The organism is Allosphingosinicella sp. (assembly GCF_036403745.1).
GTDB lineage: Bacteria > Pseudomonadota > Alphaproteobacteria > Sphingomonadales > Sphingomonadaceae > Allosphingosinicella.
Map to the genome: position 1 here is coordinate 23,096 of NZ_DASWQI010000050.1, position 26,005 is coordinate 49,100.

Below are 26,005 nucleotides of genomic sequence, written 5' to 3' on the forward strand. Positions count from 1 at the left end.
ACGAACTACACTGGCGCATGATCTCCGCGCGCCTTCTCGACGTCGCCATCGAGCAGTTCGGCAGCCTTGGTTTCGAGGGCGCCAGCACCCGTGCGATCGCCCGCGCCTCGGGAACGGCGATGTCCTCGATCACCTACCATTTTGGCGGCAAGGAAGGGCTGTACGTCGCCGCGGCCGAGCATATCGCCGCCGGCATCGGCGAGCGGCAGGCGGGGCCGCTTGCCGCCGCGCGCGCCGCCGCCGACGGGTCTCGGGAGGAGGCGGTGGCGGCGCTGCTCGCGGTGCTCGACAATTTCGCACAGATGATGCTGCGGCCGGAATCCGCGCCCTGGGCCCGCTTCATCATGCGCGAGCAGCAGGCGCCCACCGAGGCCTTCGAGCGCATCTGGGGCAAGGCGATGCAGCCCATTGCCGAGACCTGCGTCCGGCTCGTCGGCCGCGTCCGCGCCGATCTGGGCGAGCGGGAGGCGCGGGCGACGGCTTTGCTCCTGTTCGGTCAGGCGATGATCCTGCGCGGGGGCCGCGCCTCGGCCTGCAAGCTGCTCCAGGTCGAGACGCTCGACGAGGAGACCGGCGCGCTGCTCCGCGACCGCATCCGCGCCAACGCTCTCAGCATCCTTTCGGAGACGCCGCGATGACCCGACGCCGCCTGATCCTCCTCCTGCTCGTCGTGGCTCTGATTGTGGCGGCAGTGGTGACGCGCGGCTTCGGCCTGGTGGCGAAAAAGGCGGACGGGCCGCTCACCCTCCACGGCAATGTCGATATCCGCGAGGTCGATCTTGCCTTCCGCGTGCCCGGCCGCATCGCCCGCATCGCCGTCGAGGAGGGGCAGAAGGTGAGCGCCGGGCAGGAGCTCGCGGCGATCGACACGGCGAGTCTCGACGCCCGGATCGGCGAAGCGTCGGCGCAGGTCGAGCAGGCGCGGGCACAGCTTTTGAAGCTCAGGAACGGCAACCGGCCCCAGGACGTCGGCCAGGCGCGTGCCCGCGTCGCGGCGGCGGCGGCGGCGGCCAAGGCGGCGGAGGAGCAGTATCGCCGCCGCGCCCCGCTGGTGGCGCCGGGGGCGATCAGCCGCGCCGCCTGGGACCAGAGTGTCGCCGACCGCAGCCGCGCCCGCGCCCAGCTCGCGGAGGCGCAGCAGGCGCTATCGCTTGTGCGGACGGGCAGCCGGCCCGAGGACATCGCCGCCGCCGGCGCGCAGCTCCACGCCGCCGAAGCCGCGCGGACCAGCGCCGCCACCGACCTTCGCGATACCCGCCTCACGGCGCCGCTCGACGCGGTGGTGGAGACGCGGGCGCAGGAGCCCGGTGCGATCGTCCAGGCCGGGCAGACGGTATTGACCCTGGCGATCAACCGGCCGCTGCGGGTGCGCGCCTATGTGTCGGAGCCGGACCTGGCGCGGATCGGGCCGAACATGCCGGTGGAAGTGGTCGCGGACGGCAATCCGCGCACCTATCGCGGCACGATCGGCTGGATCTCCCCCAAGGCCGAGTTCACGCCGCGCTCGGTCGAGACGGAAAATCTGCGGACCGACCTCGTCTACCGGCTGCGGATCATCGTCACCGATCCGGACGACGCGCTGCGCCAGGGGCAGCCGGTGACCGTCCGCATTCCTTCGGCACGGCCGCGGAAGGGGTGATGGACGGCCCCGTCGCCCGCGCCGACGGTATCGTCAAACGCTTCGGCACCGGCGAGCCGGCGCTAGACGGGGTTGGCCTCGCCGTCGCGCCCGGGCAGGTCACCGGGCTCGTCGGCCCGGACGGGGCGGGGAAGACGACGCTCATTCGGTTGCTGGCGGGGCTGATGGCGCCGGACGCGGGGACAGTGGAGGTGCTCGGCCGCGCGCCGGGCGATGCGCGCGACGCGATCGGCTACATGCCGCAGCGCTTCGGCCTCTATGAGGATCTGACCGTCCTCGAGAACCTCACCCTTTATGCCCGCCTCCGTGCGCTTCCCAAGGCCGAATGGGGCGAGGTGTTCGCGCGCCTTCTCGACTTTACCGACCTCGCCCGCTTCCAGGCCCGGCTCGCGGGCAAGCTCTCCGGCGGCATGAAGCAGAAGCTCGGCCTCGCTTGCGCGCTGGTGAAGACGCCGCGGCTGCTCCTCCTCGACGAACCCGGCGTCGGCGTCGATCCGATCAGCCGGCGCGAGCTTTGGGCGATGGTCGGCGACCTGAAGGGGCAGGGGATCGGCGTGCTGTGGTCGACCGCCTATCTCGACGAGGCGGAGAAATGCGACAATGTCTACCTCCTCAACCAGGGCAAATTGCTGTTCGAAGGGCCGCCGGCGGAGCTGACCGGCCGGGTCGCGGACCGGGTGATCGCAGTCGCCGGGTTCGAGGAAAGGCGCCGGCGGTTTCTCGCCGAGGCGCTCGACCGGCCGGACGTGCTCGACGGCACGATCCAGGGCCGCAGCGTCCGGTTGCTGCTGAAACCCGGAGCGCGGTTCGCGCCGCCGGCCCACGCGACGGTGGAGCCCGCAACGCCGCGGTTCGAGGACGGCTTCGTCGAGATATTGGGCGGCGGGCCCAAGGGGACGAGCAAGCTTGCCGAGGTTTACCGGACGATCCCCGAAACCGACCGGCCGGTGATCGAGGCGAAAGGGCTCACGAAGCGCTTCGGCGACTTCACCGCGGCGGAGGATATGCATTTCGCCATCCCCCGCGGCCAGATTTTCGGGCTGCTCGGGCCCAACGGCGCCGGCAAGTCGACCACGTTCAAGATGCTGTGCGGGCTGCTGACCCCCACCAGCGGCACCGGCGCCGTTGCGGGGCACGACCTGCGCACCGCCGCAGCCGGCGCGCGGGCGTCGCTCGGCTACATGGCGCAGAAATTCTCGCTCTACGGCGACCTGTCGGTGCGCCAGAATCTCGATTTCTTCGCCGGCGCCTATGACCTCGACCGCGCCCGGGCCGCGCGCGCCATCGAGGCCGTCGTCGACGTGTTCGAGCTGAAGCGCCAGCTCGGCACCAATGCCGGTGCGTTGCCGCTCGGCTACAAGCAGCGGCTCGCTTTGGCCTGCGCCGTGCTGCACGAGCCGCCGGTCCTGTTCCTCGACGAGCCGACCTCCGGCGTCGATCCGGTGATGCGGCGGGAATTCTGGACCCACATAAACGGCCTGGTCGACAAGGGCGTGACCGTCCTCGTCACCACGCACTTCATGGACGAGGCGGAATATTGCGACGAGGTCACCCTCATCTACCGCGCCGCCCAGATCGCCACCGGCACGCCCGACGAACTGAAGGCGCAGGGGGCGGCGCGCGCGGGGCTCGACGATCCGACCATGGAGGACGCCTTCATCGCCCTCATCGAGGCGCATGACGAAGCGCACGGGCGCCGGGCGGAGGCGGCATGAAGCTGCGCGACGCCGCCCTCGATCCGCGCCGCCTCGCCGCCTTGATCGGCAAGGAGACGGCGCAGATCGCGCGCGACCCCTCGACCTTCCTCATCGCCTTCGTGCTGCCGCTGATCCTCCTCTTCCTGTTCGGCTATGCCGTCTCGCTCGACACGACGCGGACCCGAATCGCCGTGGTGGTCGAGGACAGCAGCGCGCCCGCGCTCGGCCTCGCCGAAGCGTATCGCAACTCGGCTTATTTCGACGTGACCTTGGCCCGCTCGCTGGCGCCGGTGCGGGAGATGATGGTCGACGGCCGCGCCCGCGGCATCGTCGTCATCCCGCAAGGCTTCGGCGAAGGGATGAAGCGCCGCGCGCCGCCGCCCATCCAGATCATCACCGACGGCTCCCAGCCCAACACGGCGAGCTTCGTCGGCAATTACGCCGAAGGGGTGCGGCAGGCGTGGGCGCTTTCGGAAGGGCTCGGCGCCGCGCAATCCGCCGCCGCGGGGCCGCCGGTCAGCGTCTCGCCGCGCTTCTGGTTCAATCCGGATCTGCGGAGCCGCTTCTTCCTCGTCCCCGGCTCGATCGCGATCGTCATGACGATGATCGGCACCCTCCTCACCGCCCTCGTCGTCGCGCGCGAATGGGAGCGCGGCACGATGGAGGCTATGATGGCGACGCCCATCTCGATGGCCGAGTTCATCGCCTCGAAGGTGATCCCCTATTTCCTCCTCGCCTTGATCTCGATGGGCCTGTGTACCCTTATCGCCGTGTTCGCGTTCGGCGTGCCGTTCCGCGGCTCGATCCTCGCCCTGCTCGCCGTCGCCTCCTCCTTTTTGATGCCGGCGCTCGGCCTTGGGCTGTTCATCTCGGCGGCGACCAAGAACCAGTTCGTGGCGAGCCAGATCGCCCTCCTCACCGCCTTCCTGCCGACGTTCCTCCTGTCGGGCTTCATATTCGAGATCAGCTCGATGCCCTGGCCGATCCGCCTCATCACCTACGCGGTGCCGGCGCGCTACCTGATCCCCTCGCTGCAGACGGTGTTCCTCGCCGGAGATTATTGGGGGCTGATCCTCCCGAATATCGGCATCATGCTCGGGTTCGGCCTGCTCTTCTTCGCCCTGTCGTTCCGCGTCACCCGCCGGAGCCTCGACTAGATGCGGCGGCTGCGCGCCATGATCGTCAAGGAAATCTGGGCGGTGCTTCGGGACCCGAAGACGCGGATCGTGCTGATTGTCCCGCCCTTCCTGCAGCTGTTCATCTTCGCGTTCGCGACGACGCTCGATGTGAAGAATGCCGAACTCGCCGTGCTCGACCGCAGCGGCGGCCGCACCGCCGTCGAACTGGTCCAGCGCATCGAGGGCAGCCCCAACATCCACCGCGTCCGCCGTCTCGCCTCGGAAGCCGACCTTGCCGACGCGATCGACGACCAGCACGTCATCGCCGCCCTCGTCATTCCGGAAGGGTTCGACCGCGACGTCGCCGCCGGCCGCCCGGCCGGTGTCGGCTTGGTCCTCGACGGCCGTCGCTCGAACGCCGCGCAGATTCTCGCCGGCTACGTCCAGCAGATCGCCGCCGACCTCGGCGGCGAGCTGAAGCCGCAGGTGACGAAGGTGGCGGGCAGCTCGGAGGTCACGGCGTGGTACAATCCGGCGCTCGACTATATCTGGTTCACCCTGCCGTCGCTGATCGCGATCATCGTCTCGGTCGCCGGCCTCGCCATCACCTCGCAGACCGTGGCGCGCGAGCGCGAGCTCGGCACGTTCGACCAGCTGATGGTCTCGCCGCTCAGGGTCCACGAGATCTTGATGGGCAAGATGGTGCCCCCGCTGCTCGTCGGCACCTTGAACGGCACCCTCTACATGGTTGCAGCGCGGGTGGTGTTCGGGGTGCCGTTCACCGGTTCGCTCCTGCTCTTCTACCTCTCGCTCCTCGTCTACATGCTGGCGCTGATCGGGGTGGGCATGCTCGTCTCCGCCGCCTCGCAAACCCAGCAGCAGGCTTTTTTGGGCTCGTTCCTGGCGACGACGCCGCTCATCCTCCTGTCGGGCTATGCGAGCCCGATCGACAACATGCCGGGCTGGCTCCAGATCGTGACCTACGCCGACCCCGCCCGCTATTTCCTCGTCATCGTCCAGGGCTTGTTCCTGAAGGCGATGCCAGCCTCCGCCGTGTTCGGCCAGCTCTGGCCGCTCGCGCTGATCGCCTGCCTCACCCTCACCGCCGCCGCCTGGCTGTTCCGCGCCCGGATGGAGTAGATATGCGCCGCTTCGTTCCCTTGCTTCTCGCCGCCGCCGCCCCTGCCGCCCTGGCCGGCTGCACCGTCGGCCCGAACTACCACCGGCCCGAGATCGCGGCCGCGCCCGAATGGCTGGAAAAGGGGACGCCGGGCCCCGTCGACCTCGCCTGGTGGGAGCGGTTCGGGGACCCGCAGCTCACCGCTCTCGTACAGCGGGCGGTGGCGGGCGGGCCCGATCTCGCCGAGGCGCGGGCGCGGCTCGCCGAGGCGCGCGCGAATCGGGACGCCGTGGCGGGCGGACGGCTCCCCAGCCTCAGTGCGCGAGGCGGTGCGACGGAGAATGTGGTCAGCGAGAACGGCCAGATCCCGGTCGCGAAGATCCCGGCCTTTCCGCGCAGCTTCAGTCTGTTCGACATCGGCTTCGACGCCAGCTGGGAGCTCGACTTCTGGGGCCGCCGCACCCGCCAGGTGGAGGGCGCCGAGGCGCGGGCGGAAGGCGCCCTCTACGCCCAGCGCGACGTGATGCTCACCCTGATCTCGGAAGTGGCGCGCAACTATATGGATCTGCGCGGCGCCCAGGCCGACGCGGCGGGTCTGCAGGCCACGGCCGAAGCGGACGCCGAGCTGGCGCGCCTCGGACGCCTGCGCCTGCGCGGCGGGGAGATTTCGCAGCTCGACCAGGACAAGGCGGACGCCGCCGCCCGCGCGAGCGCCGCCGCGATTCCCGAGGCGAAGGCGCGCGCCGCGGCGGCCGCCTATCGGATCGCCACCCTCGTCGGCGCGCCGCCGGAGCAGATCGTGCCGCCGCTCCTCGCTCCCGCCGCGCTGCCGCCGGCGCCGGACACGATTCTCGTCGGCATCCGCTCCGATCTCCTCGCCCGCCGTCCCGACGTCGGCCGCGCCGAGCGCGAGCTTGCCGCCGCCAGTGCCGACATCGGCGTCGCGAAGGCGGACTTGTTCCCGCGCTTCAGCCTCTTGGGCGGCCTCGGCCAGCAGGCGCAGAACCCGTTGGACCTCGTCTCGACCCGCTCGACCCGGCTGCAGATCGGCCCGAGCTTTTCCTGGCCGATCTTCTCCGGCGGCACGATCCGCGCGCAGATCCGCGCCGCCGACGCCCGCGCCCAGGCCGCCGCGGCGCGCTACGAGAAGGCCGTGATCGGCGCACTCTCCGACAGCGAGGCGGCGATCAACCGCTTCCTCGCCACCCGCGACGCCCTCGCCGAGGCGGAAGCCTCGCTGGCGAACGAGCACGCCGCCTTCGCATTGGCGGAGCGGCGCACCTGGGCCGGCGAGGACGACCGCCTTGCGCTGACCCGCGCCCGCGCGGCCCTGACGGGAGCGCAGCGGCGTCGGGACCAGGCGGCGGCGGCGAAGGCGCAGGCGGCGGTGGCGCTCTACAAGGCGCTCGGCGGCGGCTGGTCCGATGCGGGGCTCGCCAGTGCGGAAAAGATACGCTAGAGCAACGACATGGCCGATGCGCAGACTTCAAGAGGCGACGCTTTAGAGCGGGACCTGTTCGCCTCGATCGCCGCGACGCCGCTGGCGATGCTGATCACCAACCCGCGCCTCCGCGACAATCCGATCGTTGCCGCCAACCAAGCCTTCGCCGCTCTTACCGGCTACGCGATCGACGAAGTTCTCGGCCGCAACTGCCGTTTCCTGGTGGGCGACGGCACCGATCCCGGCTGCAGCCGCATCCTTCGCGACGCCGTCGCGGCGGCGCGCCCTGCGCTCACCGAGATCGTCAACTATCGCAAGGACGGCTCCGCCTTCCGCAACGCAGTGATGATCGCGCCGATCTTCGGGGCCGACGGCCGCGCGGCCTATTTCATCGGCTCCCAGATCGAGGTGCCGGGCGAGGCGGAGCTGGACGGCGGGGTGCGGCGGGAGCGGGCGCGGGCGCTGCTGCGCAAGCTCACCCCGCGCCAGGGCCAGGTGCTGCGCGAAATGACGCTCGGCTACCGCAACAAGCAGATCGCCGCCCGCCTCGGCATCGACGAGAAGACGGTGAAGATGCACCGCGCGGCGATGCTGGGCCGCCTCGACGCGCCCACCTCGGCCGACGCGATCCGCATAGCAGTCGAAGCGGGCCTTTAACGTTCCCCAGGGGACAGTCTATTGACTGTCCCCTTGTGCATCCTCACCGCGCCATCCGGTAGGGCGTGAAATTGCTGAGAACGCACACCGGCCCGGGAATGCTCATGCCCGGGGAGAGCGACCGCACATGGTCGCCGCGGCAATAGCGGCCGCCCCAGGTTTCGGTGACGAGGGTGCTGGTCGGCTCCAGTCCGGGGCAGGGGGCTTCGAGCCGGTTTATCCACGTCGTGCGGCCGACCTCGATCGCGAGGGTGCGGCTGTCGACGACGCGCAGGGCCTGCTGGCTCTCGACCGGGACGCAGTCCTGCGCGGGACCGGCGGTGCGGCCGGCGGTCGCAGCGGCGAATTCGTCGCGGCCGGGCTGGGGCGCCGCGCAGGCGGCGAGGGTGAGGAGGAAGGGAAAAGCGCGCATCGCGGCCATCAACGCACGGGCGCCGCTGGGGATGCGCCGTCGAGGCGCCGCCCGATCGCGACGAAGACGTAGATGAGCGGCGAGACCAGCACGGCCGACAGGACCACCTTGGCGATCAGCTGGCCGAGCAGCAGGCCGCCGATCGGGAAGAGGCCGTAAAAGGCGATGGTGATGAACAGAAAGGTGTCGACCACCTGCGAGGTCATGCTGGCGACGCCGGCGCGCAGCCACAAGAGGCTGCCGGTCTCCTTCTTGAGCTTCGAGAAGATCAGCACGTTCAGCATTTGGGAGATGCCGTAGGCGACGATGCCCGCGGCCCAGATGCGCGGGGTCGATCCCATCATCGTGTTGAAGGCGGCGATGCGGTCGGCGGGCATGCCCGGCGACGGCGGCAGCATGAGCACGATCTCGGCCAGCACGATCGACAGGATCAAGGGCACGAAGCCGATCAGCACCAGCCGGTTCGCCGTCGCCCGCCCGAACAGTTCGGCGACCGCGCTCGACGTCACCACCAGCAGCAGGAAGGCGAAGATTCCGGCCTCGACGGCAAGGGGGCCGAGCGCGACCTGCTTGTTGCCGAGCACCCCGGCGATGCAGACCATGCCGCCGTAGAAGATCGAGAAGGCGAAGAGCGAAAGGGGGACGGCGCGGGGGGTGGTGGTTTCCATGGGGTGCGGGCGTAACGGGTTTGGCGCCGCTCAAAAAGGGCTTTCCGTCGCGGCGCTTTTTCCCCATCAGTCCGCCAGTGACCCAGCCCCGCCTCAACGTCCTCGCGATCGGCGATGCCATCGTGGACGTGATCTCCTCGACCGAAGACGACTTCCTCACCGCCGAAGGGCTGATGAAGGGCTCGATGCGGCTGATCGACGCCGAGGAGGCGACACGGCTCTATTCCCACATGGGCCAGGCGCGCGAGACCAGCGGCGGCTCGGCGGCGAATACGACGGCGGGAATCGCCGCGATGGGCGGCCGGGCCGGCTTCGTCGGGCAGGTTGCCACGGACCAGCTGGGCGAGATCTTCGCGCACGATATCCGCGCCTTGGGGGTCGAGTATGAGACCCGGCCCATCGACGTGGAGGATCCCACCGGACGCTGTCTCATCCTCGTGACGCCGGACGGACAGCGGACGATGAACACCTTCGCCGGCGCTTCCCACTGCCTCACCGTCGAGGCGCTCGACGAGGCGCAGATCGCCGACGCCGCGATCCTCTATCTCGAGGCGTATCTCTGGGTCCCTGACCGGCCGCGCGCGGCGATGCTGCGGGCGATCGAGGTCGCGAAGGCGGCGGGGCGCAAGGTCGCGCTCACCCTCTCGGACATCGCCTGCATCGACAAGCGGCGCGACAGCTTCCTCGACCTGATCCGGGGGGACGGGCTCGACCTCCTTTTCGCCAACGAAGCGGAGATCAAGGCGCTGAGCGGGGAGGGCGATTTCGACGCGGCGCTGGCGGCCTTCGCCGAAAAGGTGCCCTTGGTCGTCGTCACCTGCAGCGAAAAAGGCGCCGTCGCCGTCGAGCGCGGGAGGCGGGTGAGCGTGCCGGCGCAACGGGTCGACAAGGTCGTCGACACCACCGGCGCGGGCGACCTGTTTGCGGCGGGCTTCCTCTGCGGCCAGGCGGAGGGGCGGCCGCTCGAGGACAGCCTGCGCATCGGCTCGCTCTGCGCGGCGGAAATCATCGCGCATTTCGGCGCCCGGCCCGAAGCGGATCTGAAGGCGCTGGTGGCATGAAGAATCTCGCTGTCTATTGCGGCTCCTCGATGGGCACCGATCCGGCCTTCGCGGCCCTTGCGCGCGAGTTCGGCGAGGAGATGGCGCGGCGTGGTATCGCCCTCGTTTACGGCGGGGGCCATCGCGGGCTCATGGGCGTGGTGGCCGACGCCGTGCTCGGCGCTGGCGGCAAGGCCTATGGTGTCATTCCGCAGGCCCTGGTCGACGCCGAAGTGGCGCATACCGGCCTCACCGAGCTTCACACCGTTTCCAACATGCACGAGCGCAAGGCGAAGATGACGGAGTTGTGCGACGCCTTCGTCGCGCTCCCCGGGGGCATCGGCACGTTCGACGAATTGTTCGAGGCCTGGACCTGGAACGCGCTGGGCTACCACGCCAAGCCGTTCGCATTGCTCAACGTCTCGAATTTCTGGGACGGCCTCGTCGACTTCCTTGACCACACGACGCGGAGCGGGTTCATGTCCCGGGCACGGCGCGATCAGCTGATCGTCGCCGACAGGATCGGGGATGCGCTCGATCGGCTGGCGGAGGCAGCGGGGCGCCGTGAAGCCAGCATGGTCTGGTAGGGGGACGGGAATGAACCATCTGATCGGGATCGCCGGAATCGGCGCGATCCTTCTTCTCGCCTTTCTGCTTTCGTCGAACCGCGGCGCGATCCGGCTACGGGTCGTCGCCGCCGCCTTTGCGCTGCAGGTCGCGCTCGCCGCCTTCGTGCTGCGGACGGAGTGGGGCGTGGCGGGTATCAAGTGGCTGTCGCTCGGCGTCGCCAACCTCTTGGGCTATGCCAACCAGGGGACCGAATTCCTGTTCGGCCCGTCGGCGACCAACCCGCTGGCGCACACGTTCGCGCTCGGCGCCTTGCCGGTGATCATCTTCTTCGCCTCGATCGTCGCGATCCTCTATTATCTCGGCATCATGCAGCGGATCGTGCGCTGGGTCGGCGGGGCGATCGGCTGGATCACCGGCATCGGCCGCGTCGAATCGCTCTCCGCCGCCGCCAACATCTTCGTCGGCCAGAGCGAATCGCCCCTGGTGGTGCGCCCTTATCTCGCCGCGCTGACCCCCTCGCAGCTGTTCACGGTGATGACCGTCGGCATGGCCGGCGTCGCCGGCACCATCCTCCTCGCCTACGCGCAGCTGCTTGGCGAAGCGGCGCTCCCGAGCCTGCTCGCCGCCGCCTTCATGTCGGCGCCCGGCGGCATCCTCATGGCCAAGATCATGCAGCCCGACGAGCCGCCCGCCGCGGACGAGTTGCCCCTGGAAGGCGCCATCGCCGCGCCCAGTCAACAGGTCGACGTCTCCGAGACGTTCGAAGAGGGCGAGCGGCCGGCCAACATCATCATGGCCGCCGCGCAGGGCGCCCAGACCGGCGTCCGCCTGGCAGTCGCGGTCGGCGCCATGGTGCTCGCCTTCGTCGCGCTCGTTGCATTGGCCAACGGGCTGCTCGGCGGCATCGGCGGCTGGTTCGGCCATCCGGAATTGAGCTTCCAGGCGATCGTCGGGACGATCTTCAAGCCGATCATGTTCCTGATCGGCATCCCCTGGAACGAGGCGGGTCACGCCGGCGGCCTGTTCGGCACCAAGGTGGTGCTGAACGAGTTCGTCGCCTTCATCGATCTCGGCAAGATGGGCCCCGAAGCGTTGAGCGCCCGCAGCCGCGCCATCGTCACCTTTGCGTTGTGCGGTTTCGCCAATTTCAGCTCGATCGCCATCCAGATGGCGGTGACCGGCGGGCTTGCGCCCAACCAGCGGCCGATGATCGCCAAGCTCGGTATCAAGGCGCTGATCGCCGGCTCGCTCGCCAACCTGATGAGCGCGGCGCTGGCGGGATTGCTCCTCCCCGGCTGAGGCCCTAAGCCGCCGCGCTTTCGACTCGCGGCCGCAGCGATTGGCGGCCCGCACCCCTTTTGCAGTAGAAGCAGCCCATGAACGACATCGTCACCCCGAAGCGCGTCTTCCATCCCGCCCGCGAGGATGCGGCGGTCGCCAACCATCCGACCGAGGCGCCGCAGACGCAGCACCCCGCCTACCGCCTCGCCTTCCAGGACATGGACTTCCTGCTGCGCGAGGATCTGCGGCCGGTGCGCTTCCAGCTCGAGCTCTTGAAGCCGGAGCTGATGCTGGACGAGGCGAACATCGAATCGACCTTCGTCTTCTACGGCTCGGCCCGCATTCCCGAGCCGGACAAGGCCGATGCCCTGATCGAGAACGCTTCGACCGATTACCAGCGCGTCGTCGCAGGGCGGCTGAAGGAAAAGGCGAAATATTATGAGGAGGCGCGGCGCCTCGCCCGCATGGTCAGCCGCGTCGCGCCCAAGGACGACGGCAAGCGCCAGTTCGTGGTCTGCTCGGGCGGCGGCCCGTCGATCATGGAAGCCGCCAACCGCGGCGCCGCCGACGAGGGCCAGGAATCGGTGGGTCTGAACATCGTGCTCCAGCACGAGCAGATGCCGAACCCCTACGTGACGCCGTCGCTGAGCTTCCAGTTCCACTATTTCGCGCTCCGGAAGATGCACTTCCTGCTCCGCGCCCGCGCCGTCGCGGTGTTCCCGGGCGGGTTCGGGACCTTCGACGAGATGTTCGAGCTTCTGACCCTCATCCAGACCGGCAAGGTCAAGCCGATGCCGATCGTCCTGTTCGGCCGCGAATTCTGGGAGCGGGTCGTCGACTGGGAGGCGCTGGCCGAGGAGGGCGTGATCAACATCGACGATCTCGACCTTTTCAAGTTCGTCGAGAGCGCGGAGGAAGCCTGGGACCATGTCCGCGCTTATTGGTCGGAGAAGGGCGAGACCCTCGTCGCCGCCTGAGAAATTTCCCCCAATTGGCTTCGCGCCAGCAGAGGTTTAGGTTCGCCGCCATGGACATGCCCACCACCCGCTCCGTTGCTTCCGTCTCCCTCGCCGCCTCCGCCGCCGATCCTGAAGGGTTCGCGCAGGAGCTCGGCGAATCGTTCGAGCGCTACGGCTTCGCGATCATCTCCGATCACGGCATCCCGCCGGATCTCATCGCTCGCGCCGAGGATAAGGCGAAGGCCTTCTTTGCGCTGCCGGAAGAGGTGAAGCGCCGCTACAAGATCGAAGGCGGCGGCGGCGCGCGCGGCTACACGCCGTTCGGCATCGAGACCGCCAAGGGCGCGACCGCCTACGATTTGAAGGAATTCTGGCACGTCGGGCGGGAGCTACCGGAGGGGCATCGCTATGCCGAAGTGATGGCGGCGAACGTCTGGCCGGACGAGGTCCAGTCCTTCCACGACACCTTCCTCGAGCTGTTCGCCGCCTTCGACACGGCCGGACTCAGGATCCTCGAGGCGATCGCACGCCACCTCGGCCTCGCGCCCGAACATTTCGTCGACACGGTGCAGGACGGCAATTCGGTCCTCCGCCTCCTCCACTACCCGCCGACGCCGGGCGACGGGCCGAACGTCCGCGCCGGGGCGCATGAGGACATCAACACCATCACCTTGCTGCTCGGCGCCGAGGAAGCGGGGCTGCAGCTTCTCGACCGGGAGGGCAATTGGCTGCCGGTCAGCCCGAAGCCGGGCGAGCTCGCCGTCAATATCGGCGACATGCTCCAGCGCCTCACCAACAATGTGCTCCGGTCAACCACCCACCGGGTGGTGAACCCGCCGCCCGAGCGGCGCGGCATGTCGCGCTATTCGATGCCGTTCTTCCTCCACTTCCGCCCCGATTTCCTGATCGAGACGCTGCCCGACTGCATCACGCCCGAGCGGCCCAATCTCTATCCGGAGCCGATCACGGCGCACGATTATCTCCTGGAGCGGCTCAGGGAGATCAAGCTGGTCTAGCTTGCCTCCCCATGCGGAGCATGGGGAGGGGGACCACCCGCAGGGTGGTGGAGGGGTATTGCGAAGGGCTCCAAGTTGTCGCTCTGGTGGCGACGCGGATGAGAATACCCCTCCACCAGCTTCGCTGGTCCCCCTCCCCATCGCGATGCGATGGGGAGGCATAATTCAGCCCGCGTCCTTCAGGTTGGCCGGGCCGAAGCCGTGGGGAATCAGGGCTGAAATCCGGTCCACCCGCGTTTCCGTGCCGTCGCCGTTCGAGGAGATCACCTCGACGTCGATGCCCGCCAGCTGCGCCGCCTCGAGGATCGATTGCCGGCAGCCGCCGCACGATGTCACCACCGCTGCGCCGGCCAGCGCGCCGTCCGCCACGTGGCCGCCAGCGACCGCGATCCGCGCAACCTTGTTGAGGCCGAACGCCGCCTGCGCCGCGGTCAGCGCGGCGATCTCGCCGCAGACGCCGAGGCGGTAGCAGGCGTTTTCCATGTTGGCGCCGGTGACGATCCCGCCGTCGACGGATTCGATCGCGCAGCCGACCGAGAAGCGGGAATAGGGGGCGTAGGCCTTCAGCGCGGCCTCGCGGGCGCGCTGGACGAGGGGGAGGGTGTCGCTCATGCCCACCGCCATAGCGGGGCCGCGGCCAAAGCGTAACTGGCGCAGCGCTTCGTTGCCGCTAGGGTGCGCGCCGTCCGGGCCGCGATTCGGGGCCGAGCGCGTGTTCGGAAAGCCGCCAAAGTGGCCAAATATGTTTCGGTAATCGAGGAGCTTGCCCCATGTCCCGCCGCCTCCGCATCGTCCTCGCCGCCGCGGCGGCCGTCGCGAGTTTCGCCGTCGCCGAAGCGCCGGCCCTCGCCTGGGGGCGCACCGGCCACCGCGTCATTGCCGCGATCGCCGACCAGAATCTGAGCGGCCTCGCCCGCGCCCATATCCGCGCCATACTCGGCACCGAAAGCCTCGACGAGGCCGCGACCTGGCCGGACGAGATGCGGTCGGACCCCGACCCGTTCTGGCAGAAGACCGCCTCGCCCTGGCATTACGTCACCCTCGCCGGCCACGAATATGACATAGCGCCGCCGGAAGGGGACGCGATCACGGCGCTGCGCCATTTCACCGCCGTGCTGCGCGATCCCTCGGCGTCGCTGAAGGACCGCCAGATGGCGCTGCGCTTCGTCGTTCACCTGGTTGGCGACCTTCATCAGCCGCTCCACGCCGGCAGCGGCACCGACAAGGGCGGCAACGACGTCAAGGTCACCTTCGACGGACGGCAGACCAACCTCCATTCGGTGTGGGATTCGGGGCTGGTCGACGAGGAGCAGCTGTCGTTCAGCGAATATGCCGCGCGGCTCGATCGGCGGACGACGCCCGCGGACGTCGTCGCCTGGTGGGACGCGAACCCGGTCGATTGGGTGCGCGAGAGCGCCACCATCCGCGACACCATCTACCCCAAGGACCCGAAGCTCGGCTGGGATTATTCCTACCGCATGCAGCCGATTGTCCGCCGCCGGCTGCAGCAGGGTGGCGTGCGGCTCGCGGCCTATCTGGATTGGGTGTTCGCGGCGCCCGACGCGGTGGGAGCCCCGGCCCGCACCAGGCGGCACGGCTAACTCATGCCTACCCATCCGCAAGGATGGGGAGGGGGACCAGCGTAGCTGGTGGAGGGGTAGCTGCACCAACGTTGGAGGTTCTCGCGTGAACCGCTGAATCCTGCGCCAGTCACCCCTCCACCACCTTCGGTGGTCCCCCTCCCCATCTGGCGATGGGGAGGCAGAAAGAGCGCCTCCTCCTCCTCCTCCTTACCGGAACGGGGGCTCGTCGAAACTTCTCAGTTTCCGGGAGTGGAGGTTGGCGCCGTCTTCCTTGAGGAGCCGCAGGGCCTCGATGCCGATGCGCAGGTGCTGGCTGATCGCGCGCTCGTAAAAGGCGTTGGCCTGGCCGGGCAGCTTGATCTCGCCATGGAGCGGCTTGTCGGAGACGCAGAGCAGGGTGCCGTAGGGGACGCGGAAGCGGTAGCCCTGGGCGGCGACGGTCGCCGATTCCATGTCGATGGCGACGGCGCGGGACTGGTTGAAGCGCACCGCGGACTGGCTGTAGCGCAGCTCCCAGTTGCGGTCGTCGGTGGTGACGACGGTGCCGGTGCGAAGCCGCCGTTTCAGCGACTGCGGCTCCTCGCCGGTGACCTGCGCCGCGGCGTCGTACAAGGCCTGCTGGACCTCGGCGATGGCGGGGAGGGGGATTTCCGTCGGAAGCACGTCGTCCAGGACATGGTCGTCGCGCAGATAGGCGTGGGCGAGGACGTAGTCGCCGATCGTCTGGCTGGGGCGAAGGCCGCCGCAATGGCCGATCATCAGCCACGCCTCCGGGCGCATCACCGCGAGGTGGTCGCACACCGTCTTGGCGTTCGACGGCCCGACGCCGATGTTCACCAAAGTGATGCCGCCGCCATTGGGGGCGATGAGGTGGTAGGCTGGCATCTGGTGCCGGCGCCAGCCGCCTTCGGTGACCTGCGCGACGGCGTCGGGCGTGTCGGCGGTGACGTAGACGCCGCCGGCGGCCGAGAGGGCTTCGTACGGGCTGCCCTCGCGCTGCAGTTCCTCGACCGACCAGCGCACGAACTCGTCGACGTAGCGGACATAGTTGGTGAACAGCAGGTAGCGCTGGGTGTGTTCGGACGGTGTGCCGGTATAATGCCTGAGGCGCGCGAGGCTGAAATCGACGCGCGGACCGTCGAACAGCGACAAGGGGCGGCTCGGGCGCAGCGCATGGTCCCAGGTGCCGTCGGCGATCTCGTCGCCGATATGGGCGAGCTCCGTCGTCGGGAACCAGCGGCCGAGATCGGCGGCCAGCGCGCCGTCGAGGCGTAGATCGTCGGTCCCGTCGAGCACGTAGGGGTACGGGATCTCGCTCGCCGAGCGGCCGACCGACAGCTCGACGTCGTAATCGGAGGTCAGGAGCTCGAGCTGCTCCGTCAGATATTTGCGGAACAGCCGCGGCTTGGCGATGCTGGTCGCATAGCGGCCGGGACGGTTGAGGCGCCCATAGGCGCGGCTTGGGAAGGCCGTCGGCGAGAGGTTGCGATAATCGACTCGAAGCTCCGGATAGGCGAAGAGGCCCTTGGCCCGGGCCTGCGGATCCGGCCGCTCGCCCTGGGCGAGATAGCGGGCGAGGGCTGAGCGGAGCGCCGCAGTCGATTCGTCGGCGATGACCGCGAGCGACTCGATGAGGGCGGGGATGTCGTGCTGCCCTTTGGTGGAGGAGGCGGTCATCGTGCGGCCTCCGTGGCCGCGGCGCCGGCCCGGTGCCGGCGTGTCGTGTCTGTCGTTTTCATCCCAGCCCCTTAAGCCAAGAGCGGCGGCGCCGAAAGACCGTGGCGGATCGGCAACATCGTAGGCGGAAACCGCAGGTTCATCTTCCCTTCGGCGGCTCGCTCCTCAGCCGCACTTGGTGCAGACGCGTGGCTCGGCTATCGGGGTTTCGAGGCGATTCTTGCGGGGGAAACGCTTCCAGAACAGCAGCATCGGGAGGCCGGATCGCGCAGGCGCGGACGCCCTTCGGGACGACACATTTTTGCAACACGGCTGGTGCACGGCGTCCCGCGACGCCATCGCAAGGGGTTGAGGGAACATGAAAAAGTTTACACTGCTGTGCGCGACGACCGCGCTTGTCATGCCGGCTGCCGCCTTTGCGCAGTCGACCGGTACGAGCGACATGGAGAAGGACGCCATCGTCGTCACCGGCACGCGCGCCAAGTCGGTCGGCGGCGTCGAGGTTCCGGCGACCACCAAGACCCGCGAGGTCCTGAACTCCGACTTCATCCAGCGCCAGGTCCCCGGCCAGTCGATCAACGAAGTGATCAACCAGCTGCCGGGCGTCAGCTTCACCAACAACGATCCGTTCGGCTCGGCCGGCGGCACCCTCATCATCCGCGGCTTCGACCAGAGCCGCATTGCCGAGACGTTCGACGGCATGCCACTGAACGACACCGGCAACTACGCCATCTTCTCGAACCAGATGCTCGACTCGGAGCTGATCGAGCAGGTCAACGTCAGCCTCGGCTCGACCGACGTCGACAGCCCGACGGCGGCGGCCACGGGCAGCACCGTGAACTACCGTTCGCGGCGCCCCTATGAAACATTTACCGCCCGCCTCGAAGGCTCCTACGGCTGGTTCGACGGCGGCAATTACTTCCGCACGTTCGGCGTGGTCGACACCGGCGCCTTCGGTCCGTTCGGCACCCGCGCGTGGGGCTCGGCCAGCATGGCGACCAACGACAACGTCTACGGTCACCGCGGCAAGATCTACAAGCAGCAGTATAATGCGGTGGTCTACCAGCCGCTGCGCTCCAACGGCGACTTCATCATGGTCGGCGTGCACTACAACCAGAACCGCAACAATTTCTTCGGTTCGCTGCCGCTCCGCACCGACCTCGACCAGTCGCCGACCAATACGGCGCCGCGCGTGGTCGGTTCCGATACGACCAACCGCTTTCCGCTGACCGCAGCGGAGCGCAACTATACGGTCGCCCGCTGCCAGATCAACACGGTCGCCCGCCCCGGCGTCGCCGACGCCGCCAACGCCTGCGGCAGCGCCTTCGAGGAGCGTCTGAACCCCTCCGACACCGGCAACGTGCGCATGCAGTCGCGCTTCACGCTGGCGGATCATCTCGTCCTCACCGTCGATCCTAGCTTCCAGTGGGTGAAGGCGAACGGCGGCGGCACGGTCGTCGGCCAGGAGGGCTTCCGCGACGTCAATCCGGCCGGTGCGACCCCGACAGCGGCGCTGAACACGGCGACTCCGAACCAGTGCGTCCAGAGCCCCACCACGGCCGGACGGAGCTGTCAGATCGGCTATCTCGGCGGCACGCCCTATTTCGGCCGCGATCTGAACGGCGACGGCGATCTGCTCGACACCGTCCGCGTGTTCGCGCCGAGCCAGACTCGCACAAACCGCTGGGGCGTCAACGCCTCGCTCCGTTACGACTTTACGGACACGCAGACGGTGCGCGTCATCGCCTCGTACGACCGCGGCCTCCATCGCCAGACGGGTGAGACCGGCCTCCTCGAGATCAACGGCGAGCCGTTCCAGGCTTTCCCGGTCAACGATCCGGTCGTCGCCGGCAATGGCGACATCCTGCAGAAGCGCGACCGCCGGTCGATCGCACTCCTCGAGCAGGTCGGCGCGGAATATCGCGGCGAGTTCTTCGACCGCCGCCTGACCGTCAACATCGGCGTTCGCGCGCCGCACTTCGTGCGCGATCTCCAGAACAACTGCCTGACCTCGAGCGCCAGCGGCTTCGTCGAGTGCTTCGGCACGAACTCGGCCGGCCTTGCCGCTTACCAGCAGTTCCAGCCGACCGTCACGGTCGGTGGGGTGGCGCAGGCCGTCCAGGGCCCGCAGCACCGCCGCCTGACGTACAATGCCGTCCTGCCGAACATCGGCATGCTGTTCGACGTCGGCGGCAACGCCTCGATCTTCGCGAACTATTCGCGGGGCCTGCAGGTGCCGAGCACCGACAACCTCTACAACAACTTCTTCTTCGCGGTGGACAACCCCAATGCGAAGCCGAAGCCGGAGACGACGGACAATTTCGACATCGGCGCGCGTTACCGGTCGAGCAAGCTGATCGCGCAGGCGTCCTTCTGGTACACGATCTTCCAGAACCGCCTCGCCTCGGCCTTCGATCCGGAGCTTCAGCTGACGGTGTTCCGCAACCTCGGACAGGTGAACAAGCACGGCATCGACGCCAGCGTGTCGTACCAGGTCATCCCGCAGCTGCAATTCTACGTCTACGGCTCGTATCTGTGGTCGAAGATCCAGGGCAACGTGCAGCTTTCCGGCACCGTGGCGGCAGTCGATTGCTCGGCGGCCAATCCGAGCACGACCGCCTGCGCCCTCACCGCCGGCCGCCGCGAATCCGGCGCGCCGAAGTGGACGTTCGGCGGTGCGGTTCAGGCGAACCTCGGGCCGCTCGAGCTGCGTGCCCAGGCGAAGCGCACCGGTCCGCGCTATGTGAACGACGTGAACCTGCCGCTGATCATCGCCAACCGCCAGGTCTACGGCGCGACGGTGCCAGCCTACACGCTCGTCGACCTCGGCGCGCGGCTGCCGCTCAAGTTCGCCGGCTTCAACGAGGGGACCTACGCGCAGTTCAACGTCACCAACGTGTTCGACAAGCTCTACGTCGGCAATTTCGGCGGGCAGCTCACCAACACCACGGTGCCGTTCGTGCAGATCGGCGCGCCCCGCGCGTTCGTCTTCACGCTCAACATCGCGACGCGCTAAGCTTCGCACTCGTAAGGCTGGAAGGGCGTCGCGGTCTGCCGCGGCGCCCTTCCTCGCGTTCCGGCCGGCGCGCTTGAGGTGGCGGCGGCATTTGCCTATCGCCGATCGCATCGCGGGAGACGCACCATCGCCATGGCCGACGACAGCTCGAACCTGATGTGGGGCGGCCGCTTTGCGGGCGGCCCGTCGGCGCTGATGCGCGAGATCAACGCCTCGATCGGCTTCGACAAGAGGCTGTGGCGGCAGGACATCGCCGCCAGCCTCGCCCATGTCGCGATGCTGGAGACGCAGGGCATCGTCTCGCAGGAAGACGAAAGCGCGATCGCCGAGGGGCTGGAGCGGATCGAGGACGAATATGGCCTGAAGGGCGTCAAGGAGGACCCGGCGCTCGAGGACATCCACATGCATGTCGAGGCGCGGCTCGCCGAGCTGATCGGCCCCGCCGCCGGCCGCCTCCACACCGCCCGCTCCCGCAATGACCAGGTCGCGACCGACTTCAAGCTTTGGGTGCGCGACGCTGTCGACGAGGCCGATGCCGCGCTCGCCGCCTTCCAGCACGTGCTGGTCGCCCGCGCCGAGGAGCATGCCGAGGCGGTGATGCCGGGCTTCACCCATCTCCAGGCGGCGCAGCCGGTGACGCTCGGCCACCATCTCATAGCCTATTACGAGATGCTGCGGCGCGACCGCTCGCGCTTCGCCGACGGCCGTGCGCGCTTGAATGAGAGCCCGCTGGGCGCCGCCGCGCTGGCCGGCACGGGCTTTCCGATCGACCGCGAGGCGACCGCCGCCGCGCTCGGCTTCGACCGGCCGACGGCGAATTCCCTCGACAGCGTCTCCGACCGCGACTTCGCGCTCGATTATCTGATGGCGGCAACCCAGTGCAGCCTTCATCTGTCGCGGCTGGCCGAGGAGCTGATCATCTGGGCGAGCCAGCCCTTCGGCTTCGTGCGGCTGCCCGACGCCTTTTCGACCGGCTCGTCGATCATGCCGCAGAAGCGCAATCCCGACGCGGCCGAACTGGTCCGCGGCCATTCGGGTCGCATCGCGGGGGCGATGGTGTCGCTGGTCATGACGATGAAGGGCCTGCCGCTCGCTTATTCGAAGGACATGCAGGACGACAAGCCGCCGGTGTTTGAGGCGCACGACCTCCTGATGCTGTCGCTCCAGGCGCTCGCCGGCATGATCGAAGCGACTGAGTTCGACACCGCCCGCATGCGCGCCGCCGCCGAGGCTGGTTTCTCGACCGCCACCGATCTTGCCGACTGGCTGGTCCGCGAGGCGGATGTGCCGTTTCGCGAAGCCCATCACATCACCGGCCGCGCCGTCGCCGCCGCCGAGGAGCGCGGCTGCACCCTCGCCGAACTGCCGCTGGAGGCACTTCGGGAGGTCGACGCACGCATCGACGCGCGCGTCTTCTCCGTGCTCACCGTCGACGCCTCGGTGCGCAGCCGCACCAGCTACGGCGGCACCGCGCCCGAGCGGGTGCGCGAGCAGATCAGGCGGGCAAGGAGGACGCTGGCCGACTGACCGCAAAGGCGCCTGAATAGAACCGCCGCCTCGTGCGTTCAGGGGCATTCACGAACCAACAGGCGGGCTGGCGATGCGTATCTTTCCGACGGCGGCGGCCATTCTGGCGCTTGGCTTCGCGCTCGGCGGCTGCGACTGGACCCGGCCGAAGGAAGCGCCGGGGCAGAAGAGCCCGAAGGAGCTCGCGGCCGAGCAGGCGGACCGGATCCGCAAGACCTGCGCGTCGGAGGCGACCTACGACCGGCTGAAGGAGGTCGTGTTCGACGAGGCGGCGCGGATACGCAACGGCGATCCCAGCAACCTCGATCCGATCGCGGCGGGGTCCGTGGTCCGCATGGAGAGGCCGCTCGTCAAAAGCCGTGACGACAAGCTCAACGTCACCGTCTGCACCGGCCACTTCATCCTGGAGCTGCCGCCGGGTGCGGAGAATGCGTTCGACGGAAAGCGCCGGGTCGAGGCGGACATCGAATATTCCGCCCAGGCGGCGGCGGACGGGAGCGGCCTCGTCTACCAGATGGATGGCGCCGAGCCGATCATCTACCGCCTCGCCGCCTTCGGCCTCGCGCCCGGTGCGGTCGCGGCGGCGCCCCGCCCGGCGCCGGTGGCCCAGGCCGCGCCTGCCGCTTCCACGCAGGTCGCATCGGCCGCGCCGCCTCCGGCGCCCAAGGCGACTGCGGCACCGCCGCCGGCCAGGCCTGCTCCGCCCCCGGTTCGGCAGGAGCGGCCGGCCCCGTCGCCGCCTGTGGACACTAGCCGCGTCGCGGCGCGCCCCGCCTTCAACTGCCGCTACGCCCACACCCGGACGGAGCGCCTGGTGTGCAGCTCGCCGGCTCTGGCGGCGAGCGACCGCGCCATGTCCTCCACGTATTACGGCGCCATCGCCGCCGCGGATCCGGGCACCAAGGCTCGCATCCGCGCCAGCCGCGACGCCTTCCTCCGGCGCCGCGAGCAATGCGGGGGCGACGAAGGCTGCGTTGACCGCGCCTACCGCCAGCGCATCGGCGAGATCCGGCGGATGACCGGCGAATAGGTGTGGAAAACTGCCTGCGAGCCGCTTCCGCCGCGGTCCGCAAGCTCCCATAACGGACGGATGGCCGCGCCCTACGTCCCGCTTCGCATCTTCTCCTGCTATTCGATGCTCGACGGCGCGATCGAGCCCAAGGCGATCGCCAAGCAGGCGAAGCGGCTGGATTTCCCCGCCGCGGCGCTCACCGACCGCAACGGCCTCTACGCGGCGATGGCGTTCACCGACGCGTGCAAGGCGGAAGGGGTTCAGCCGATCGTGGGAACGATGCTGGCGGTGGCGCGGCCCGGCGCTCGGGGCGGCCAGCCGGCGCTCGATTGGCTCGGCCTCTATGCGCAGAACGACAAAGGCTATGACAATCTCTGCGCTTTGGTGTCCGAGGCCCATCTGGGCCGGCCGGTCGAAGAGCCGCCGCACGTCACGTTCAAGGCGCTGGGGGGCCGCACCGACGGACTGATTGCGCTGACCGCGGGCGCTGAGGGCGCTCTCGCCAAAGGAATTGCAGAAGAGCAGGGGGACGTGGTCGACGAAGTGCTCGACCTGCTCAAGCAGCTCTTTCCCAGCCGCCTCTACATCGAGCTCAGCCGCCGCGGGAACGAGGTCGAGGAGCGGGCGGAAGCGGGGCTGATCGATCTCGCCTATGCCCACGATCTCCCGCTGGTCGCCACCAACCCGGCGCAATATGGCGACGCGCATTTCCACCCGGCGCACGACGCCATGCTGTGCATTGCCCAGTCGAGCCAGATCGACCGCGACGACCGCCAGCGCTCCTCGCCCGAAGCCTGGATCAAACCCGCGGAGGAGATGCGGCGTCTGTTCGCGGATCTTCCCGAAGCGATCGACAACACGTCCGTCGTCGCCCGCCGCTGCGCCTTCGGCGCGCCCAAGCGCAAGCCGATCCTGCCCAGCATCGCCGGCGATCTCGAAGGCGAGGCGGAGCAGCTCCGCATCGATGCGCGGGCGGGGCTGGAGGCGCGGCTGGCGAAGTATGACAGCCTCTCGGGCGATGATCGCAAGGCCTATTTCGACCGGCTCGATTATGAGGTCGAGATCATCGTCGGCATGGGTTTCCCGGCCTATTTCCTGATCGTCGCCGACTTCATCAAATGGGCCAAGGAGAACGACATCCCGGTCGGCCCGGGCCGCGGGTCGGGCGCCGGCTCGGTGGTCGCCTGGGCGCTCACGATCACCGATCTCGATCCGATGCGGCTGGGCCTCCTCTTCGAGCGCTTCCTCAACCCCGAGCGCGTGTCGATGCCGGACTTCGACATCGACTTCTGCGAAACCCGTCGCGGCGAGGTGATCCGCTACGTCCAGCAGCGCTACGGCGCCGACAAGGTCGCGCAGATCATCACCTTCGGAAAGCTGAAGGCCCGGGCCGTGCTCAAGGACACGGGCCGTGTCCTCCAGATGCCCTACGGCCAGGTCGACCGGCTGGCAAAGCTCGTCCCCAACCACCCAACCGAGCCATGGGACCTGCAGCGGGCGCTGAACGGCATCAGCGAGCTTGCCGAGGAATATAAGAACGACGCGCAGGTCCGCCGGCTGTTCGATCTCGCCATGAAGCTCGAAGGACTGCCGCGGCACAGTTCGACACACGCCGCCGGCGTGGTGATCGGCGACCGGCCGCTCGACAAATTGGTGCCGCTCTACCGCGATCCGCGCTCCGACATGCCGGTCACCCAGTTCGACATGAAATATGTCGAGGCGGCGGGGCTGGTGAAGTTCGACTTCCTGGGCTTGAAGACGCTCTCCGTCCTCCAGAAGGCCGTGCAGATGCTGGCGAAGCGCGGCATTGCCGTCGATCTCGACCGCGTCGCGTGGGACGATCCCGCCGTCTACGAATTGCTCAAGCGCGGCGACACGGTCGGCGTCTTCCAGCTCGAATCCGAAGGCATGCGGCGCACCCTTGCGGCGGTGAAGCCGACCTGCTTCGAAGACATCATCGCCCTCGTCTCGCTCTACCGGCCCGGGCCGATGGACAACATCCCGACGTTCGGCGCGCGCAAGAACGGCCGCGAGGACATTTCCTACCCGCACCCGATGCTCGAGAACGTGCTCAGGGAGACGTACGGCATCTTCGTATACCAGGAGCAGGTGATGGAGGCGGCGAAGGTGCTCGCCGGCTACAGCCTCGGCGAGGCCGATCTGCTCCGCCGCGCCATGGGCAAGAAGATCAAGGCGGAGATGGATGCGCAGCGCGCCGGCTTCGTCGCGGGGTGCGAGCGGGTCAACGCCATCCCGAAGCCGAAGGCGAACGAGCTGTTCGACTTGATCGACAAGTTCGCCGGCTACGGCTTCAACAAGAGCCACGCCGCCGCCTACGCCCTGGTCGCCTACCAGACGGCGTGGCTGAAGGCGCACCATCCGGTCGAATTCTTCGCCGCTTCGATGTGCTTCGACATGCACCAGACCGACAAGCTCGCCATCTTTGTCGACGACATGCGGCGGCTCGAAGTGCCGTGCCTGCCGCCGTCGGTGAATGAGAGCGAGGCCGAATTCGCGGTGGAGGATGGAGGGGAGGCGGGCCTCGCCGTCCGCTACGCCCTGGGCGCGCTCAAGAACGTCGGCGAGAAGGCGATGGAGCAGCTGGTCGAGGAGCGGCGCGGGAAGGGTCGCTTCAAGTCGCTCGAGGACTTCTCCGAGCGCGTCGATCCGCGGCTCCTCAACCGGCGGCAGATCGAGAGCCTTGCCGGCGGCGGCGCCTTCGACGCGCTGAACCCCAACCGCTCCTCGGTCTTCGCCGCCGCCGAGACGATCCTCGCCCATGCCGCCAGCGCCGCCGACGCACGAGAGAGCGGGCAGGGGGGGCTGTTCGGCGGCGATTCGAATGTGGTGCCGATCCGTGTCCCGGTCGCGGCGACCTGGACGCTGGCGCAGCGCATGGCGGCCGAGAAAGAGGCGTTCGGCTTCTATTTCTCTGCCCACCCGGTCGACCGCTACCGCCACCTCGCCGATGCCCATGGCGCCCGCACCTACGCCGCCCTCGCCGCCTTGCCGGCCTCAGCCGACGGCGGCCGCACCAATGCGGTGATGGCCGGGCTGGTCGAGGACGCACGGTGGCGGACTTCGGCGAAGGGGCGCCGCTACATGATGGCGACGATGTCGGATTCCTCCGGCCAGTTCGTCGCGACGGTGTTCGACGACATGGCCTCGAACGAGGTCGAGAATGCCGCGAAGTCCGGCGCCTGCGCGCTGCTCCACGTCGAGCTCGACCGGCGCCCCGGGGAAGAGGCGCCGCGCGTGACGGTCCGCTCGCTGCAATTGTTCGAGGCGCTGTCGAAGCGCACCCGGCTCCAGCTCGAGGTCGAAGTCGAGGATGCCGGCGCCCTGGCAGCCCTTGCGGCGCTCGTCGGCGGCGACCGCGGCGGCAATGGCGAACTGCGCCTGCGCGCCCGGCTCGACGGCGGGGGCGAGGCCGAGGTGGTGCTGGGCCGCGACTTCGCGCTGGACGCCGAACTCGCCGCCCGTATCGAGCGCGTCCCCGGCGTCACCGCGGTGCGCCTTTCCGCCGCCGCGCCGCCGCGGCTTGCGCTCGTCGGCTGAAGGCATAGACTGTC

General features: G+C 68.8%; 21 protein-coding genes. 17 read left to right on the forward strand and 4 right to left on the reverse strand.

Annotation, left to right across the window (positions count from 1 at the left end; translation table 11 throughout):
- Positions 1 to 17 precede the first annotated feature (17 nt).
- The 7 genes from VGC56_RS09490 to VGC56_RS09520 are packed head-to-tail and all read left to right on the forward strand — an operon-like array spanning position 18 to position 7,672.
- Positions 18 to 638 carry a CerR family C-terminal domain-containing protein gene (locus VGC56_RS09490; protein WP_464124656.1) on the forward strand — a complete coding sequence of 207 codons (621 nt, stop codon included), beginning with the start codon at positions 18 to 20 and terminating at the stop codon, positions 636 to 638.
- Positions 635 to 1,639: an HlyD family secretion protein gene (locus VGC56_RS09495; RefSeq protein WP_464124657.1), complete on the forward strand. Its 1,005-nt coding sequence runs from the start codon at positions 635 to 637 to the stop codon at positions 1,637 to 1,639. Before VGC56_RS09490 ends, VGC56_RS09495 begins: the two co-directional genes overlap by 4 nt.
- Positions 1,639 to 3,354, forward strand: coding sequence for an ATP-binding cassette domain-containing protein (locus VGC56_RS09500; protein WP_464124658.1), 1,716 nt, complete (start codon positions 1,639 to 1,641; stop codon positions 3,352 to 3,354). The genes VGC56_RS09495 and VGC56_RS09500 overlap by 1 nt, the downstream gene beginning before the upstream one ends.
- Positions 3,351 to 4,493: an ABC transporter permease gene (locus VGC56_RS09505; protein WP_464124659.1), complete on the forward strand. Its 1,143-nt coding sequence runs from the start codon at positions 3,351 to 3,353 to the stop codon at positions 4,491 to 4,493. Before VGC56_RS09500 ends, VGC56_RS09505 begins: the two co-directional genes overlap by 4 nt.
- The gene (locus VGC56_RS09510; protein ID WP_464124660.1) at positions 4,494 to 5,594 is read left to right on the forward strand and encodes an ABC transporter permease; all 1,101 of its coding nucleotides are present in this window, start codon (positions 4,494 to 4,496) and stop codon (positions 5,592 to 5,594) included. It begins immediately after the preceding gene.
- Positions 5,595 to 5,596: 2 nt separating this feature from the next.
- Complete coding sequence (locus VGC56_RS09515) at positions 5,597 to 7,033, forward strand: efflux transporter outer membrane subunit (RefSeq protein WP_464124661.1); 1,437 nt, start codon at positions 5,597 to 5,599, stop codon at positions 7,031 to 7,033.
- A 9-nt stretch (positions 7,034 to 7,042) separates the two neighbouring features.
- Entirely contained in the window at positions 7,043 to 7,672 is a 630-nt protein-coding gene (locus VGC56_RS09520; protein ID WP_464124662.1) for a PAS domain-containing protein, read from the forward strand.
- A gap of 43 nt (positions 7,673 to 7,715) precedes the next feature.
- On the opposite strand, the gene VGC56_RS09525 is transcribed toward VGC56_RS09520, so the two are convergent.
- Both VGC56_RS09525 and VGC56_RS09530 read right to left on the reverse strand, forming a co-directional pair.
- Entirely contained in the window at positions 7,716 to 8,084 is a 369-nt protein-coding gene (locus VGC56_RS09525; RefSeq protein ID WP_464124663.1) for a hypothetical protein, read from the reverse strand.
- 8 nt (positions 8,085 to 8,092) lie between these two features.
- Positions 8,093 to 8,752, reverse strand: coding sequence for a queuosine precursor transporter (locus tag VGC56_RS09530; RefSeq protein ID WP_464124664.1), 660 nt, complete (start codon positions 8,750 to 8,752; stop codon positions 8,093 to 8,095).
- Positions 8,753 to 8,829: 77 nt separating this feature from the next.
- Here VGC56_RS09530 and VGC56_RS09535 point away from each other — a divergent pair, with 77 nt between their 5' ends.
- The 5 genes from VGC56_RS09535 (at position 8,830) to VGC56_RS09555 (ending at position 13,618) form a co-directional block, all read left to right on the forward strand.
- Entirely contained in the window at positions 8,830 to 9,813 is a 984-nt protein-coding gene (locus VGC56_RS09535; protein ID WP_464124665.1) for an adenosine kinase, read from the forward strand.
- A complete protein-coding gene (locus tag VGC56_RS09540; RefSeq protein WP_464124666.1) occupies positions 9,810 to 10,379 on the forward strand; it encodes an LOG family protein in 570 nt (189 codons plus the stop codon). The genes VGC56_RS09535 and VGC56_RS09540 overlap by 4 nt, the downstream gene beginning before the upstream one ends.
- Positions 10,380 to 10,389: 10 nt before the next feature.
- Positions 10,390 to 11,661: a NupC/NupG family nucleoside CNT transporter gene (locus VGC56_RS09545; RefSeq protein WP_464124667.1), complete on the forward strand. Its 1,272-nt coding sequence runs from the start codon at positions 10,390 to 10,392 to the stop codon at positions 11,659 to 11,661.
- A 77-nt stretch (positions 11,662 to 11,738) separates the two neighbouring features.
- Positions 11,739 to 12,620 (forward strand): LOG family protein, encoded by an 882-nt coding sequence (locus tag VGC56_RS09550; RefSeq protein WP_464124668.1) that lies wholly within the window; start codon positions 11,739 to 11,741, stop codon positions 12,618 to 12,620.
- A gap of 50 nt (positions 12,621 to 12,670) precedes the next feature.
- The gene (locus VGC56_RS09555) at positions 12,671 to 13,618 is read left to right on the forward strand and encodes an isopenicillin N synthase family dioxygenase (protein ID WP_464124669.1); all 948 of its coding nucleotides are present in this window, start codon (positions 12,671 to 12,673) and stop codon (positions 13,616 to 13,618) included.
- 165 nt (positions 13,619 to 13,783) lie between these two features.
- Here the strand turns inward: VGC56_RS09555 and VGC56_RS09560 are convergent, their stop codons facing one another.
- Positions 13,784 to 14,230: a cytidine deaminase gene (locus tag VGC56_RS09560; protein WP_464124670.1), complete on the reverse strand. Its 447-nt coding sequence runs from the start codon at positions 14,228 to 14,230 to the stop codon at positions 13,784 to 13,786.
- A gap of 158 nt (positions 14,231 to 14,388) precedes the next feature.
- On the opposite strand from VGC56_RS09560, the gene VGC56_RS09565 reads away from it, so the two are divergent.
- Entirely contained in the window at positions 14,389 to 15,219 is an 831-nt protein-coding gene (locus VGC56_RS09565) for a S1/P1 nuclease (RefSeq protein WP_464124671.1), read from the forward strand.
- 189 nt (positions 15,220 to 15,408) lie between these two features.
- On the opposite strand, the gene VGC56_RS09570 is transcribed toward VGC56_RS09565, so the two are convergent.
- The gene (locus VGC56_RS09570; protein ID WP_464124672.1) at positions 15,409 to 16,878 is read right to left on the reverse strand and encodes an AMP nucleosidase; all 1,470 of its coding nucleotides are present in this window, start codon (positions 16,876 to 16,878) and stop codon (positions 15,409 to 15,411) included.
- A 358-nt stretch (positions 16,879 to 17,236) separates the two neighbouring features.
- On the opposite strand from VGC56_RS09570, the gene VGC56_RS09575 reads away from it, so the two are divergent.
- The 4 genes from VGC56_RS09575 (at position 17,237) to dnaE (ending at position 25,991) form a co-directional block, all read left to right on the forward strand.
- Positions 17,237 to 19,894, forward strand: coding sequence for a TonB-dependent receptor (locus VGC56_RS09575; RefSeq protein ID WP_464124673.1), 2,658 nt, complete (start codon positions 17,237 to 17,239; stop codon positions 19,892 to 19,894).
- Between the two features lie 156 nt (positions 19,895 to 20,050).
- Entirely contained in the window at positions 20,051 to 21,421 is a 1,371-nt protein-coding gene (gene argH / locus VGC56_RS09580) for an argininosuccinate lyase (RefSeq protein WP_464124723.1), read from the forward strand.
- Between the two features lie 73 nt (positions 21,422 to 21,494).
- Complete coding sequence (locus VGC56_RS09585; RefSeq protein WP_464124674.1) at positions 21,495 to 22,451, forward strand: lysozyme inhibitor LprI family protein; 957 nt, start codon at positions 21,495 to 21,497, stop codon at positions 22,449 to 22,451.
- A 60-nt stretch (positions 22,452 to 22,511) separates the two neighbouring features.
- Positions 22,512 to 25,991, forward strand: coding sequence for a DNA polymerase III subunit alpha (dnaE, locus tag VGC56_RS09590; RefSeq protein WP_464124675.1), 3,480 nt, complete (start codon positions 22,512 to 22,514; stop codon positions 25,989 to 25,991).
- Positions 25,992 to 26,005 lie beyond the last annotated feature (14 nt).

Coding starts and splice junctions, on each gene's coding strand:
- VGC56_RS09490 (WP_464124656.1), top strand. CDS start 18: ATGATCTCCGCGCGCCTTCTCGACGTCGCCATCGAGCAGTTCGGCAGC.
- VGC56_RS09495 (WP_464124657.1), top strand. CDS start 635: ATGACCCGACGCCGCCTGATCCTCCTCCTGCTCGTCGTGGCTCTGATT.
- VGC56_RS09500 (WP_464124658.1), top strand. CDS start 1,639: ATGGACGGCCCCGTCGCCCGCGCCGACGGTATCGTCAAACGCTTCGGC.
- VGC56_RS09505 (WP_464124659.1), top strand. CDS start 3,351: ATGAAGCTGCGCGACGCCGCCCTCGATCCGCGCCGCCTCGCCGCCTTG.
- VGC56_RS09510 (WP_464124660.1), top strand. CDS start 4,494: ATGCGGCGGCTGCGCGCCATGATCGTCAAGGAAATCTGGGCGGTGCTT.
- VGC56_RS09515 (WP_464124661.1), top strand. CDS start 5,597: ATGCGCCGCTTCGTTCCCTTGCTTCTCGCCGCCGCCGCCCCTGCCGCC.
- VGC56_RS09520 (WP_464124662.1), top strand. CDS start 7,043: ATGGCCGATGCGCAGACTTCAAGAGGCGACGCTTTAGAGCGGGACCTG.
- VGC56_RS09525 (WP_464124663.1), bottom strand. CDS start 8,084: ATGCGCGCTTTTCCCTTCCTCCTCACCCTCGCCGCCTGCGCGGCGCCC.
- VGC56_RS09530 (WP_464124664.1), bottom strand. CDS start 8,752: ATGGAAACCACCACCCCCCGCGCCGTCCCCCTTTCGCTCTTCGCCTTC.
- VGC56_RS09540 (WP_464124666.1), top strand. CDS start 9,810: ATGAAGAATCTCGCTGTCTATTGCGGCTCCTCGATGGGCACCGATCCG.
- VGC56_RS09545 (WP_464124667.1), top strand. CDS start 10,390: ATGAACCATCTGATCGGGATCGCCGGAATCGGCGCGATCCTTCTTCTC.
- VGC56_RS09550 (WP_464124668.1), top strand. CDS start 11,739: ATGAACGACATCGTCACCCCGAAGCGCGTCTTCCATCCCGCCCGCGAG.
- VGC56_RS09555 (WP_464124669.1), top strand. CDS start 12,671: ATGGACATGCCCACCACCCGCTCCGTTGCTTCCGTCTCCCTCGCCGCC.
- VGC56_RS09560 (WP_464124670.1), bottom strand. CDS start 14,230: ATGAGCGACACCCTCCCCCTCGTCCAGCGCGCCCGCGAGGCCGCGCTG.
- VGC56_RS09565 (WP_464124671.1), top strand. CDS start 14,389: ATGTCCCGCCGCCTCCGCATCGTCCTCGCCGCCGCGGCGGCCGTCGCG.
- VGC56_RS09570 (WP_464124672.1), bottom strand. CDS start 16,878: ATGACCGCCTCCTCCACCAAAGGGCAGCACGACATCCCCGCCCTCATC.
- VGC56_RS09575 (WP_464124673.1), top strand. CDS start 17,237: ATGAAAAAGTTTACACTGCTGTGCGCGACGACCGCGCTTGTCATGCCG.
- argH (WP_464124723.1), top strand. CDS start 20,051: ATGTGGGGCGGCCGCTTTGCGGGCGGCCCGTCGGCGCTGATGCGCGAG.
- VGC56_RS09585 (WP_464124674.1), top strand. CDS start 21,495: ATGCGTATCTTTCCGACGGCGGCGGCCATTCTGGCGCTTGGCTTCGCG.
- dnaE (WP_464124675.1), top strand. CDS start 22,512: ATGGCCGCGCCCTACGTCCCGCTTCGCATCTTCTCCTGCTATTCGATG.